The sequence below is a fragment of the Nocardia sp. NPDC004573 genome, from assembly GCF_053602135.1.
In genome coordinates this window covers 316,167-329,264 of record NZ_JBSGDA010000003.1, presented here as the reverse complement: position 1 = coordinate 329,264, position 13,098 = coordinate 316,167, and the positions used below count along the sequence as shown (strand labels likewise).

11 protein-coding genes are annotated in these 13,098 nt (G+C 66.0%); 5 read left to right on the top strand and 6 right to left on the bottom strand.

Annotated elements, in window-relative coordinates; translation table 11 throughout:
* Positions 1 to 164: 164 nt before the first annotated feature.
* Positions 165 to 1,439 (top strand): hypothetical protein, encoded by a 1,275-nt coding sequence (locus ACWEKR_RS07100; RefSeq protein WP_452353707.1) that lies wholly within the window; start codon positions 165 to 167, stop codon positions 1,437 to 1,439.
* Here the strand turns inward: ACWEKR_RS07100 and ACWEKR_RS07095 are convergent.
* The 3 genes from ACWEKR_RS07095 to ACWEKR_RS07085 form a co-directional block, all read right to left on the bottom strand.
* Positions 1,436 to 2,092, bottom strand: coding sequence for an HAD family hydrolase (locus ACWEKR_RS07095; RefSeq protein ID WP_452353706.1), 657 nt, complete (start codon positions 2,090 to 2,092; stop codon positions 1,436 to 1,438). The two genes, ACWEKR_RS07100 and ACWEKR_RS07095, sit on opposite strands and share 4 nt — an antisense overlap.
* A 991-nt stretch (positions 2,093 to 3,083) precedes the next feature.
* Positions 3,084 to 4,163 (bottom strand): redox-regulated ATPase YchF, encoded by a 1,080-nt coding sequence (gene ychF, locus ACWEKR_RS07090; protein ID WP_452353705.1) that lies wholly within the window; start codon positions 4,161 to 4,163, stop codon positions 3,084 to 3,086.
* Positions 4,164 to 4,226: 63 nt separating this feature from the next.
* Entirely contained in the window at positions 4,227 to 5,150 is a 924-nt protein-coding gene (locus ACWEKR_RS07085) for a quinone oxidoreductase family protein (RefSeq protein ID WP_452353704.1), read from the bottom strand.
* Positions 5,151 to 5,541: 391 nt separating this feature from the next.
* Here ACWEKR_RS07085 and ACWEKR_RS07080 point away from each other — a divergent pair, with 391 nt between their 5' ends.
* The 4 genes from ACWEKR_RS07080 to ACWEKR_RS07065 all read left to right on the top strand — a co-directional run bounded on the left by ACWEKR_RS07080 (position 5,542) and on the right by ACWEKR_RS07065 (position 9,159).
* Complete coding sequence (locus ACWEKR_RS07080) at positions 5,542 to 6,495, top strand: NAD(P)-dependent alcohol dehydrogenase (RefSeq protein ID WP_452353703.1); 954 nt, start codon at positions 5,542 to 5,544, stop codon at positions 6,493 to 6,495.
* A 209-nt stretch (positions 6,496 to 6,704) separates the two neighbouring features.
* Positions 6,705 to 7,547, top strand: coding sequence for an NAD-dependent epimerase/dehydratase family protein (locus tag ACWEKR_RS07075; RefSeq protein WP_452353702.1), 843 nt, complete (start codon positions 6,705 to 6,707; stop codon positions 7,545 to 7,547).
* Between the two features lie 348 nt (positions 7,548 to 7,895).
* The gene (locus ACWEKR_RS07070; RefSeq protein WP_452353701.1) at positions 7,896 to 8,732 is read left to right on the top strand and encodes a helix-turn-helix domain-containing protein; all 837 of its coding nucleotides are present in this window, start codon (positions 7,896 to 7,898) and stop codon (positions 8,730 to 8,732) included.
* A gap of 10 nt (positions 8,733 to 8,742) precedes the next feature.
* Positions 8,743 to 9,159, top strand: coding sequence for a VOC family protein (locus ACWEKR_RS07065; RefSeq protein ID WP_452353700.1), 417 nt, complete (start codon positions 8,743 to 8,745; stop codon positions 9,157 to 9,159).
* 673 nt (positions 9,160 to 9,832) lie between these two features.
* Here the strand turns inward: ACWEKR_RS07065 and ACWEKR_RS07060 are convergent.
* The 3 genes from ACWEKR_RS07060 to ACWEKR_RS07050 are packed head-to-tail and all read right to left on the bottom strand — an operon-like array spanning position 9,833 to position 12,980.
* Positions 9,833 to 10,678 (bottom strand): carbohydrate ABC transporter permease, encoded by an 846-nt coding sequence (locus ACWEKR_RS07060; protein WP_452353806.1) that lies wholly within the window; start codon positions 10,676 to 10,678, stop codon positions 9,833 to 9,835.
* Between the two features lie 59 nt (positions 10,679 to 10,737).
* Positions 10,738 to 11,613: a carbohydrate ABC transporter permease gene (locus tag ACWEKR_RS07055; RefSeq protein ID WP_452353805.1), complete on the bottom strand. Its 876-nt coding sequence runs from the start codon at positions 11,611 to 11,613 to the stop codon at positions 10,738 to 10,740.
* A gap of 56 nt (positions 11,614 to 11,669) precedes the next feature.
* Positions 11,670 to 12,980, bottom strand: a complete 1,311-nt coding sequence (locus ACWEKR_RS07050) for an ABC transporter substrate-binding protein (RefSeq protein WP_452353699.1) — start codon at positions 12,978 to 12,980, stop codon at positions 11,670 to 11,672.
* Positions 12,981 to 13,098: the final 118 nt, after the last annotated feature.

Sequence of the window (13,098 nt, the reverse complement as noted above, 5' to 3'; positions counted from 1 at the left end):
CGCGGCTCGGATGAGCATCGCTTCCGCTGAGCGGCAGCTGTGGATCTCTCATGAGATTCGCAAAACTCAACGTCCGCATAAAGGCCATGCAATGGGACATCAATAGGACCTTCATGCTCAGTTCCCTTGCGAGAAAGTCCCCTACGTGGACTAACCTGACCCCTATGGCATCGACAGGGAACGCTTCACTCCGCGCGGCCAGGCAGGCGCTCGGCTTTCGATCCCAAACAGCACTCGCGGAAGCTGTGACGGAAGCTGCGCGTCAGATCGGACTGCGCATCGAGGTCGCCAGCCGAACGGTCCGTAGGTGGGAATCCGCGAATCCGCCTTGGCCACATCCCGACCACGCGGCGGCACTGGAGGCGCTCTTCAAGCGGCCGGTTACCGAGTTGGGCTTCTCACCACCGTGGACGGAAGCGGAGAGCGATCCACGTGCGGGTCAGAAGCTCACTGACAGACACGCACTTCCGTTCAGGCACGGCGGTTTCGGCACAGCCGCATCGCTCCTACCGGCTTCGGTCGCGAAGGAGTTCGCCTCGATCACAGCGTCCCACCGCCACCTGTACTGGTCGACCCCAGCGGCCCGCCTGCACCGTCTTGTCGCCGAGCATGCTCAGTTCGGACTCGAGCTCTTGCCGCGGATTGCGGGTGCGGCCAAGACGATTCTGGCACGAGCCGTCTCGGAATCGAGTCTTCTAGCCGGGCGCTTGGGATTCTTCGATCTACAACAGCCCGAGCTCGCGCAGCCGAGTCTCGTCCTCGCACTTCAAGCTGCGCACGAAGCTGGAGATTCGCTTCTCGGCGCGGCTGCGCTCGCGCACATGGCATTCGCCCCAGCGTTCTCGGGCGACGCATCTCGCGCCGAGGAGGCTCGGGAACGACTGCGTGCCGCACGGGCTTTCGCGAGCAGGGGCAACGCCAACTCCGAGACGATGGCTTGGCTGGACGCTGTCGAAGCGGAGGTCGAAACTCGGCTAGGTGATCCACGCCGGGCGCTTGCCCTCATCCATCACGCCGAGAAAGTCTACGGCGAACATGACAGCAACTCACATCCGTCACCAGAGTGGTTCGACTGGTTTTCTCCAGTCAGGCTCGCAGGCTTCAAAGGAAACACGCTCATCCTCGCCGGCCGAGGCCGCGAAGCGCGCGAGACCCTGGAGGAAGTACTCAGCGTCCTACCCGATGCGGATGCGAAGCAGAGGTCGATCTATCTCGCCGACGCGGCCGCCGCAGCCGTGCTGGAGAAGAACCCCGAGCAGGCGTGCCGATACCTCGAGGAAGCCTTGGATCTACTCGCGAGCAACTGGTACGCGACTGCGCTGGATCGAATCAAGGCCGTGCGTCAAACGCTCACACAGTGGGATTCCTTGCCCTCGGTCCGAGAGCTCGACGCCCGGTTGTACGACTGGCATACGACCGTCAATTCTTTGGTCGGCTAACCGGCGGAATTCTCTGCCACCACGATGTTCGCCAGTTCGTTGAGGTCGCTGATCTGCCAATCGGACAGATCAGCGACTTCCTTCTTGTCGCGGTGGATCCACCCCCAAGGACCCCTCAGAAGGTAGGCCGTCCGCATACCGGCTCGTTTCGCGGGAGCGACATCATTGTCGATGCGGTCACCGACGTAGATGATCTCTTCCGCTGGTCGGCCCGCCGCCTCGACAAGCTTGGCGAAAAACTTGAGCGAAGGCTTTTGCACCCCCCAGTCGTCAGAGGTAGCGATGAAGTCGGCGGGCAGGTCCAGCCCCCGGAGCAAAGTCCCCGCGCGCACTGTTTGATTCCCGGCGATCCCGACCCAAATCCCCATCTCCCGCAGCTTCGACAACGCAGGACGCACATCGGGATAGAGGTCATCCTCGCCGAACCACTCAGCCTGCCCTGCATCAGCTCGTGCTTGCCGTTCCTCGTCCAGATCGAACCCAGGACGAAAGATTTGGAACGTCTCGCGGTAGTCGAGACCGGTTGCGATAACAGCTCCGAACGCCGCCGCGAACGTATGCCTGGGCACGCCAAGCCAGTCCGCCCACGTTCCATACTCCCGAGTCTCATCGACCAGCGTCTCTCCGACATCAAAGACAACCGCGGCAATCACGAGCCCACCATACCTTGCTGCTCGACCGAATCAGAATGCGTTCAGAGGCGGCCTGCACGAACGAAACCATCCCTTTATGGGATGCCTCTCACCAGAGAATATCTGCACATTCAGCGACCCTACCAATTATTTCGCGCCCATTGAAGTTGCGATCCCTCAGCCTCTCAAACAAGTCAAAGTTCCCGTCCCGATTCCTCCGCGCATGCCTCACCCCCTCGAACCTTGTTCGAATTATCATTTCTCACTCACCGAAAATACGCGATCCGTCACCTCGGTCAACGCATGAAGCCGTGACCGGCGTGACCCGAGATCTGAGGAGTTACGTTTACCAGACAGGTATTCACTTACGATTCGAGAGGCTTGCTCATGAGGTATATCAAGCAAATTTGAAAGACTTGATACCAGCAACCCGACTCGTCCGAGCGTTGCCCCTGAGACAGATCCCTTCGGAATGAGGAAACGGCTCGTTGGAATTGATCCAGAGCGTCGCTTGGATGAGAGCCGAGGAAGCACCGTGTCAGTGCCAATGCACTCTTCAAATACCAGCTTACGTAAATACCCTTTTTGATTTAAACGTTTGAGTTCAATCCATGTAGTCTCAAATATTTCTGGCGATACGACAGCTATACCTCGTCAACCCCTCGTTGCCCGACACCGTGAGCCCTTCCTCGCACGTCCGGGGACCAAACCACGTCACGGTTTGAAAACCCCACGCTGACGGATTCTACATGTTGGAGACCAACTTGTGAGGATATACAACACTGCTACGCCATTTTACGAAAAGTCGCATGGTACGGTGGCCGCGACAGCCAATGGCATATCTTGCCATGTCCAGCGAATGCGCGTTAATCGCTAGCTCGCTAGCTCGGAGTTCTAGCTCCAGAAGGAATCAGTTAAACCGAGAGCGGCCAAGCGTGGTGTGGGACATCGCCGGGTCGGGCACCTTCGCAGCTGCGTTACCGTCGAGTTAGTGATTGCCCCAATGTGATGACTACACATTGAAGCGGAACTCGACCACGTCCCCGTCGGACATGACGTAGTCCTTGCCTTCCATGCGGACCTTGCCCGCGGCCTTGGCGGCCGCCATGGAGCCTGCTTCGACCAGGTCGTCGAAGGCGACGACTTCGGCCTTGATGAAGCCGCGTTCGAAGTCGGTGTGGATGACGCCGGCGGCCTTGGGGGCGGTGTCGCCCTGGTGGATGGTCCAGGCGCGGGCCTCTTTCGGGCCCGCGGTGAGGTAGGTCTGCAGGCCGAGGGTGTGGAAGCCGGCTCGGGCCAAGGCGTGCAGGCCGGGTTCGGTCTGTCCGATGGATTCGAGGAGTTCGATCGCGGATTCCTCGTCGAGTTCGAGCAGTTCGGCTTCCACCTTGGCGTCGAGGAAGACCGAATCGGCCGGGGCGACGGAAGCTTTCAGCTCGGCGACCTTCGATTCGTCGGTGAGCACGGACTCGTCGGCGTTGAAGACGTAGAGGAAGGGCTTGGTGGTGAGCAGCGACAGCTCCTTCAGCAGCTCGGTGTCCACCTTGTCGGCCGCGGCGAACAGGGTGGTGCCGCTGTTGAGAATCTCCTGCGCGGTCTTGGCCGCGTCGGCGACCGGCTTGCGGTCTTTCTTGACCTTGGCTTCCTTCTCCAACCGCACGACCGCCTTCTCCAGGGTCTGCAGGTCGGCGAGGATGAGTTCGGTCTCGATCACCTCGATGTCGGCGCCGGGATCGACGCGGCCGTCCACGTGCACCACGTCGTCGTCGGCGAACACCCGCACCACCTGGCAGATGGCGTCGGCCTCGCGGATGTTGGCGAGGAACTTGTTGCCCAGGCCCGCGCCCTCGGAGGCGCCTTTCACGATGCCCGCGATGTCGACGAACGAGACGGTGGCGGGCACGATCCGCTCGGAGGAGAAGATCTCGGCCAGCTTGTTCAGCCGCGGGTCGGGCAGCGGAACCACGCCGACGTTCGGCTCGATCGTCGCGAACGGATAGTTCGCGGCGAGCACGTCGTTCTTGGTCAACGCGTTGAACAGCGTCGACTTCCCGACGTTCGGCAGGCCAACAATTCCGAGGGTGAGACTCACGAGGAACAGAGTCTACGCGTCCCGCGAGTGGCAGATGGTGGAGAGGTCTTCTCGCGCGGCCGGTCAGGGGATGAGGACGACTTTGCCGAGGTTGGCGCGGGCTTCGATGACGGTGTGGGCGGTGGCCGCCTCCTCGAGGGGGTATTGGGCGTGTACGGCGGGGCGTAATTGGCCGGAGGCGAAGTACTGCCAGAGCTCTTGACGCCAGTGTTCGTACACGTCGGGCCGGCTTCGCGCGATGCGGGCCATTTGGAAGCCGATGACGGATTTCGCGCCGACGAGCAGGTCGTATGCCTCGATGGTGCCGCCTCCCGAGCTATACGCGACCAGGCGTCCGCCCGTGGCCAGCGCCGCCAACGCGGGCGAGAGGAGCTCGCCGCCGACCGCGTCCAGCACGTAGTCGGCGGGAGCGCCCCAGGATTGCCGGCCGTACTCGACCACGTCGTCGGCGCCGAGCTTCTGGACGAACTCCGCCTTGGCGAGATCCGACACCGCGCCGACCACGCGCGCGGCACCGCGCACCCGCGCCAACTGAACCGCGAGGTGACCGACGCCGCTCGCGGCGGCGGTGATCAAGGCGGACTCGCCTTCCTGCGGAGCCGCGGCATCGAGCGCGCCGAGCGCCACCAGGCCGCTGCGCACCAGCGCGACGGCGTCGACCGCCGACGCCCCATCGGGGATGGGCGACGCCATGGCCGCCGACAGCAGGGCGTAGTCGGCGTACCCGTGTCCGAAGACCAGGCCGGTCACGCGGTAGCCGGGCGCGTAGTCATCGACGCCCTCCCCTACCGCCACTACCTCGCCCGCGACTTCGCCACCCAGCGCGGTCGGTTCGCGCTGCTCGCGCACCTTCCGCACCACCGGCAGGGTCACCCCGACCGCCTCGACGCGGACCAGCAGCTCACCCGGCCCTGGCGCCGGGACCTCGACCGAGACGAGCTCGAGCACCTCGGGACCACCGCTGCGCTCGTACTGCACCCGCCGCATCACACCTCCAGAAATCGTTAGGAGGCGCAACGGTAACCGGTGAGCACAGTCCACTACACGCTGTAGTGGTACATCTCACCGGCGGCCGGAACCGGTGGAGAGCCCTCGAGTAAACCGGTGCCATACATCCGGCAGACGGACGCTGCGCACAGCGGAGCGGGACACGGCCGCTCCTGCCACCTCTGCGGCCATGAGCGGTCACGACTGTTCCCGCGTCAGCGCGAAGGAGCATCCCAGCAAGCACCGATGCGAATCAAAGGTGCTGGTTTACGGGAGAGGGTTCGGCGAGTCGCGGCGAATGCCGACGCACAGTTCGCCGGTCGCGGGGCGGCCCGCCGACTAGAGTTTGTCGTGTGTCAGGCTGTCGCTCGATCCTCGGTGCTGGAATCGGATGAGGGCCGTCGTGTACGACCGCTACGGCGGCCCCGAGGTGCTGTCGGTCGCGGAGGTCCCAGCGCCTTCCCCAGGGCCGAAACAGGTGCTCGTCCAGGTGCACGCGACGTCGATCAACCTCTCCGACTGGGAGACACTGCGGGGGACGCCGCTGTATTCGCGCATCGGCGGGCTCCGGGCACCCAGACGCCCGGTTCTCGGCTCCGATATCGCCGGACGGGTCGAAGTCGTCGGCTCCGAGGTCACACTGTTCGCACCGGGTGACGAGGTCTACGGCGACAATCTCATGCTCAAGGGCGGGTTCGCGGAGTATGCGGTGATTCCTGAATCGGCGCTGGCGCACAAACCGGTGTCGCTGAGCTTCGCCGAGGCGTCGACGCTGCCACAGGCGGGGGCGATCGCACTGCAGGGCACGGCCGGCATCGCAGCCGGTATGTCGGTGTTGATCAACGGAGCGGGCGGCGGGTCCGGCGCGTTTGCGATCCAGTTGGCCAAGAGTGCCGGGGCGCATGTGACCGGGGTGGACAACGCCGCCAAACTGGCGTTCATGCGCACGCTCGGCGCCGACGAGGTCATCGACTACCGCGCTGAGGACTTCACCCGAACCGGACCGTACGACCGGGTACTCGACCTCGTCGCCCACCGGTCGGTCTTCGCTTATCGCAGGTCGGTCGCGCGTGGCGGCCGGTACCGCTGCGTCGGCGGCACCACGCGCGCGTTGCTGCGGTTGACAACGGTCGGAGTGGTCGCCGGAATGGTGACCGGCCGCGGGCTCGGAGTCCTCGCGGTGAAGGAAGGGCCCGCGCACTTCACACCCCTCGCGGAGTCGTGTGTCGCGGGACGGATCGGTATCCACATCGACCGCAGTTTCCCCCTCGACGAGACCGCGAACGCGCTGGCCCACGTCGGTGCGGGACGCGCCCTGGGCAAAGTGGTGGTCGAGATCCGCTGATCGGCACCACCGGATGTGCTGAGCCGCAACCGGTCTGGCCCGCCGATTACCACGACGTGGCCGCTTCGCTCAGCGCTGTGGGCGGCAGTTGAGTGTGTTCGGCAGCTGGGGCCCTGCCCTCAGGACCGCGCGGATCGCGGCATTATGGGATGTCAATCCATAACCTGGCGGGGCCGGAGCCGAGGCGACGCGCAGTAGGGTCGACGTACATGGTGTCGGGAGTGGTGTTGGTAACCGGTTCCTCCGGTGTTGTCGGTGCTGCGGTCGCATATGAAATGCATACCGCGGGTTGGCAAGTGCGTGGATGGGACCGGCGCGCGGGGCGGTGGACGACCTACTGCGGCGACCTGCGTGATGCGGAGCTTCGAACACGCGCCGTCGACGGTGTGGACGTTGTAGTACACCTGGCCGCCCTGCATGCCCCGCACGTCGGTTCTGTGCCCGATAGCGAATTCCGTGCCGTCAATGTGGATGCCACCGCCGATTTGCTCGCACGAGCGGCAGACTGTGGTGTGCGGAGGGTGATTTACACCAGCTCTACCTCGGTATACGGGCATGCGCTGGTACCCGATGATCGCGCAGTCTGGGTCGACGAGTCACTGCAGGCCGAGCCACGCGATATCTACGACGAAACCAAATTAGCGGCGGAGGTTCTCGTCCGGGCGGCCGATCACCCGTTCTCGACGATTGTGTTGCGCATCGCCCGATGCTTTCCCGAGCCGCCGGCCGTTCAGGCCGCGCACCGCCTCTACCGTGGGGTCGACGTCCGCGACGTTGCCAGCGCACACCGACTGGCCGCCGAACACCCCGCGGTGACCGGCCTGTTCAACATCGCCGGTCCGATGGTGTTCGGCCCCGACGACACACGGCAGTTGTGGCGCGACGCCACGGCGCTACTCACCCACCGGGCGCCGGAGACGGTGGCGTTGTTCCGGCGACGGGGCTGGCCTCTACCGGCCCGGATCGACCGGGTTTACGACTCCGGCAAGGCAGAGCGAAAGCTGGGCTATCGTCCCGTTCATGATGTCGCGGCACTCGCGGCGCACCTGTAACGGCACCGGGTGCGACGCCACCGTAGCCAGCACAGACATCCGCTCGCCGGCAGTACCGGATGTTCGCGCGGGCGTGCTGGCGGTGCGCCAGCGGGCGGCAACCAGCCGCCGATCAGGGAATCGCAGCTGGCCGCACGCGGAGATTCCGGTGGCCACTGACAGTCTGCGACGGCGAACGTTGCCACAGACTACGACACCCCGTACCACGAGCGCGGGCACCCAAGCATCAGAACGGCGCCAGGATTTCCTCTGCACTGCCGCTCTCCGCCACCCCCACGGGTTCTGCTCTGAAGGACGCGACGTTTCCTGAACACGCCGGAAACGGTCCCCCGGCGTAGCGTGGCCTGTATGGAGCCGACCACCGAGGTGGTGACTGCGCGTCCGGCGCCCGTGCTCGCCGCGTTCATCGACCGCTACGTGGGATATCGCATGTCCGGGTTCGCGGCGTCGATCCATCGCGGGTTGCCGTCGCGGCACATGACGTTCATCGTCGCGATCGGTCCGACGATCGACGTCGTCGAGCAGACCGATCCGCGCCAGTCGCCGCAGAACTACCGGTGCGTGCTGAGCGGCTTACAGGCGAGCACGGCGCTGATCACGCACAACGGTCACCAGGAGGGCGTGGCCGTCGCGCTGACGCCGCTCGGCTGCCGCACTTTGTTCGGCATGCCGGCGGCGGCGCTCTGGGATACGTCCGTCGAATTCTCCGATGTCGTCGGGCCCGTCGGCCTCGAGTTATGGGAGCGGTTGCAATACGCGCCGACCTGGCGGGACCGTTTCACCGCCTGCGACCAGGTGCTTTCGGCGCTCGCCGATCCGGATCGCTCGGTCGGTCCGGAACTCAGCTGGGCCTGGCGGACTGTGGTCGATTCCGGGGGCGGCATCGCGATCGGCCCGCTGGCCGAGCAGATCGGGTGGACGAGGCAGCATCTGGCGCGCCGTTTCAACAGAGAATTCGGTCTGGGCCCGAAACTGGCCGCCCGGATCACCCGTTTCGAACGGGCCCGTCGCATGCTCGCGCACACGCCCTCCTACGTCACCATCGCCCAGGTGGCCGCCGCGTGCGGGTACTACGACCAGGCTCATCTGGATCGCGACTTCGCCGATCTCGCCGGCACGAGCCCGACGTCGTGGCTGGCCGAGGAGGTTCCATCCGTCCAAGCCCCCGACCTGTCCGCCGGATGACGATTCATCCATGACGAATCCGACAGAAACCAGTACCCGTACCGCCGTCTGGCCAACGCTGACCTTCCGCGATGCCCGCGCCATGGCCACCTTCCTGGTCGAGGCGTTCGGCTTCCGGGAGGCCGCGCGCTACACCCGCGAGGACGACCCGTCGATCATCGAGCACGCGGAACTGCGCTGGCCGCTGGGCGGCGGCGTCATGTTCGGCTCGGCTGGTAAGGACGACAGTCCGTTCAGCACCCGCCCGACCGGCACCGACTCGGTCTACCTGGTCTGTGAAGAGCCCGATGCCTTGTTCGCCCGCGCGACCGCCGCGGGCGCCGAAGTGGTCCGTGGCCTGCGCGACGAGGACTACGGCTCGCGCGGCTTCACCGTCCGCGACCCAGAGGGCAACCTCTGGAGCTTCGGCACCTATTGGGGCGCTTGATCGGCGCGGAAGCGACGCCCCCTCACAGAGCGCAGCCGCGGCCGGCGAAGACCTCCGCCCGGCCGCGGTACCGCGCCGAGGACGCGGGCGAAGTTCAGCCGCGACTACCCCGGCCGCAGTGAACCGGAGCGCAGCCAGTCATCGTTCGCCGAACACTGTGTCGGCGGGAGACCGACGCGCTGGCGATCCCCGTGCTCTCGGTACCTGACCGGCCGAACGAAGCCGCCCATCCGGGACCGGGCGAACCCGAGAGCGGCGCCGGGCGGCCAGATGGATCACCGGCCGAATCAGGCGGGCCGCGTTCTCCCGCCGACCGCGCGTGGTCGAACCGACGCGAGGGTAGCCCACTCGGCCACCGACCGCCGAACGTCACGATGGCGCGAAGGAACGCACTGGACGATCAGCGTGGCCACCGGTAACACAGCACGCACGCGAAGCCGCTCCGGACCAGGCGCACCCACTGGCGCCCGCCGAGCCCCGACATCGCGATTCCGCGGATGAACGCGCGCAGGGCGATCGCAGATCGGCAACCGGAGCAGGTGCGGAAAGCTCGTTCACCGCCCGCGCCGAGCGAGGACGCAATGGCATGGTGCAGACGAACGCGCCGAACGACCGTCGTGCTCACCGGCAACGGAGAGAGCGCGCGAAGCCGCCCGGGACTGGGCGCCTCCCCTCAGCGCCCGCCCAGCCCCGACATCGCGATTCCGCGGATGAACGCGCGCTGGGCGATCGCATAGATGAGCAGCAGCGGAAGCAGGATGACGATCGCGGCGGCCATGAGGATCGGCCACTGGGTGTGGTACTGACCTTGCAGCCGGACCAGCCCCAGGGTCGCGGTGGCGACGTCCTCGCGCTGGATCATGACCAGGGGCCAGAGGAAGTCGTTCCACACGGTGATCCAGGTGAGCACGGCGAGCACCATCAGGGCCGGGCGGGTGTGCGGCAGCAGCACCCGCCAGTAGACCTGCCAGGTGGAGCAGCCGTCGAGAATGGCGGCCTCCTCGAGTTCCTCGGGCAACGTGCGGAAGAACTGCCGCATCAGATACGTGCCGAAGGCGCTACCGAACAGGCCGGGCACGATCATCGCCCACGGGGTGTCCACCCAGCCGAACGCCCGCATCAGCAGGAACTGCGGGATCACCGTCACGGTCAGCGGCACCATGAGCGTCGCGAGGTAGGCGAGGAACAGCATGTCCCGTCCCCGGAAACGCAAGCGCGCGAACGCGTATCCGGCCAGCGAGCAGAAGAACACCTGCCCGGCCGTGACGCACAGCGCGTAGATCGTCGTGTTGAGCAGCATCCGCCCCATCGGCAGCAGCTCGAAGACCTTCCCGTAGTTCGACCACTGCGGCCGTTGTGGAAGCAATGCCGCGTCGGCGATCTCGCCATCCCGCTTCAGCGAACCCGACACCGCCCACAGGATCGGCAGCAACGCGCACCATGCGATGCCGACCAGCACCGCGTATGTCGCGGTCCCGCGCACAACCCGTCGCACGATGGCCCGGTCGACCCTGCCCACCGCGACGATCGCGCGGTCGCGCCGCACCGGCAGGGCGCGCCGGGCCGCTTCATAGGTGTTCACTGTTCCACCTCCGAGCGCCGGGCCATCCGCAGTTGCACCAGAGTCAGCAGGAACAGCATCGCGAAGATCACCCAGGCGAGGGCGGAGGCGTAACCGACTTCGTAGAAGCCGAACGCGTTCTGGAACAACATGATCCCCAGCAGATACGTACCCGTCTCCGGTCCCCCGTTGCCGCCGGTCAGCGCGTAGGCCTGGTCGAACGCCTGCACCGAATTGATGATCGTGATGATGAAGACGAACGACAGCGGGCCCCGGATCAGCGGCAGCGTGATCGAGAAGAACCGCCGCAGCGCGCCGGCGCCGTCGATCTTCGCCGCCTCGTAGAGCGTCTCCGGCACGCCCTGCATGGCAGCCAGCAGGATGACCGTCGCGAACGGCACGCTTTTCCACACGGTGACGATGCTGAGCGAGACCAGCGCCCAGTCGGGGTGGGTCAGCCAGGGCACCGGATCGATGCCGAGCCGGCCGAGCGCGACGTTGAGCAGCCCGTCGTCGGTGAACAGGAACCGCCACACCACGGCCATGGCGACCGCCGAGGCGACCAGCGGGAGAAACGCGATGGTGCGAAATATGCCGATACCGCGCCACTTTCGATTCAACGCGGCGGCGACGGCGAGTCCGATCGCCACCGTGGGCGCCAGCGTCGACACCGTGAAAACGGCCGTGTTGCGCACCGCGATGAGAAACAACGGATCGGACGCGAACAGCCGCCGATAGTTGTCCACACCGACGAAACGCATGGGGCCGAACAAGTCCCACGAATGAAAACTCAGATAGAGCGAAAATCCCAACGGAAACAACAGAAAAATCGCGACAGCTGCCACGTTGGGCGCGACGAATACCCACCCGGCGCGCTCTCGCCGCCGCGCCAACCGGGACGCGACGCCGCGCAGGTCTTTGCCCGAGGTTTGCGACGGCTGCGCTCCGGTCATGGTGCGTCCAGCAGTGCGTCGACGTCGGCGGCGAAACGCCCGCCCAAGGACGCGGCGGTGGCGGCGCCACGCAGCACCCGGTTGGAGCCGTGTTCGAGCAAGGCCGACACCTTGCCCCAGGCGGGCGTCACCGGCAAGGGGCGGGAGCTGGCCGGGCCCTCGGTGAACACCGCGAGATTGCGGATCTCACGGTGCGCGTCGGCGAACCCCGGCGATCTCATCGCCGACTCGAGCACCGGCACGAACAGGCCGGACGCGGCGATGATAGCCTGCCCCACCGGCCCGGTCGCGAACTTGACGAATTCCCAGGCCTGCTCGACGCGCGGGCTGTCCGCGGCGATAGCCAACCCGGTGCTGCCGACGTCGGTGACGGCGCCGGGACCGCCGTGCGGGCCGACCGGCAGCACCGTGACGTCGATCGGGAGGTCGTCGTGCCCGGCGAACTCGGAATACAGCCAGTGTCCGCCCAGTGCCATCGCCGCTCGACCCCGCCGGAACAGGTCGGGCGCCGAAACCGAGAGCGTATCGGCGGCTTTCGGCGCCACCCGGTGACGGACGGCGAGGTCGGCGTAGAACTGGAATCCTGCGGCGAACCGCGGATCGCCGAGGTTGGTTCTGGTCGGGCGCACCGAGGGCGAGAACCATTCGGCGCCGTTGTTCATGCCGAAGCAAGCCGCCGAGAAGTACGGCACCCAGGCGTCGGCGAAGCCCCACCGAGTCCGGCCGGAGGAGTCGTACCTGGTCAACGCCTGCGCAGCGGACAGGAACTCGTCGAACGACCAGGCGTCACGCCAGCGCGCGGGCGGGATGATCCCGGCCTCGTCGAACAGTTCCCGGTTGTAGTACAGGAACACTCCGGACCACTGTTCGGGCAAGGCGTACTGCCCGCCCGCGTAGGCGAAGGTGTCGTACAGCGCCGGGTAACTGTCGGCCTTCAGCTCGGCGGCGTACTGCGGATCGCGGGCGAGCAGCGTGTTGAGATCGAGCAGCACCCCGCGCTCGGCCAGTCCGGAATAGAGCAGCTCCCACGCCATCAGCACGTCCGGGCATTTCCCGCCCGCGCAGTAGGTGAGCATCTGCTGCAGCGGGTCCGGCCCGGACATCACGGTGCGAATCCTGATGTCGGGGTGCAGCTTCCGGAATTCGTCGATGATCTTCCGCCGGACCCGGGCCTCTTCCGGCCTGGCCTGGAAGAAGAAGGTCAACGCGTCGTCGTCGGAGCCGCAGCCGCTCGCCAGCAGCGGGGCGGCCAGCGCCGACCCGAGCACCGTCCGGCGACGGACCCGGCCGACGGGATTCGCACGCAACACAGCCCTCCTCCGGGGCGGATGTGGAGCTTCTCGAACCGCATGGCAGCATACGTTCGGCAATCACGTGGTGACGGCCGACACATGAACAATATTTCACGGTGCCCGCCCGGCGTCC

Coding starts and splice junctions, on each gene's coding strand:
- ACWEKR_RS07100 (WP_452353707.1), top strand. CDS start 165: ATGGCATCGACAGGGAACGCTTCACTCCGCGCGGCCAGGCAGGCGCTC.
- ACWEKR_RS07085 (WP_452353704.1), bottom strand. CDS start 5,150: ATGCGGCGGGTGCAGTACGAGCGCAGCGGTGGTCCCGAGGTGCTCGAG.
- ACWEKR_RS07080 (WP_452353703.1), top strand. CDS start 5,542: ATGAGGGCCGTCGTGTACGACCGCTACGGCGGCCCCGAGGTGCTGTCG.
- ACWEKR_RS07075 (WP_452353702.1), top strand. CDS start 6,705: ATGGTGTCGGGAGTGGTGTTGGTAACCGGTTCCTCCGGTGTTGTCGGT.
- ACWEKR_RS07070 (WP_452353701.1), top strand. CDS start 7,896: ATGGAGCCGACCACCGAGGTGGTGACTGCGCGTCCGGCGCCCGTGCTC.
- ACWEKR_RS07065 (WP_452353700.1), top strand. CDS start 8,743: ATGACGAATCCGACAGAAACCAGTACCCGTACCGCCGTCTGGCCAACG.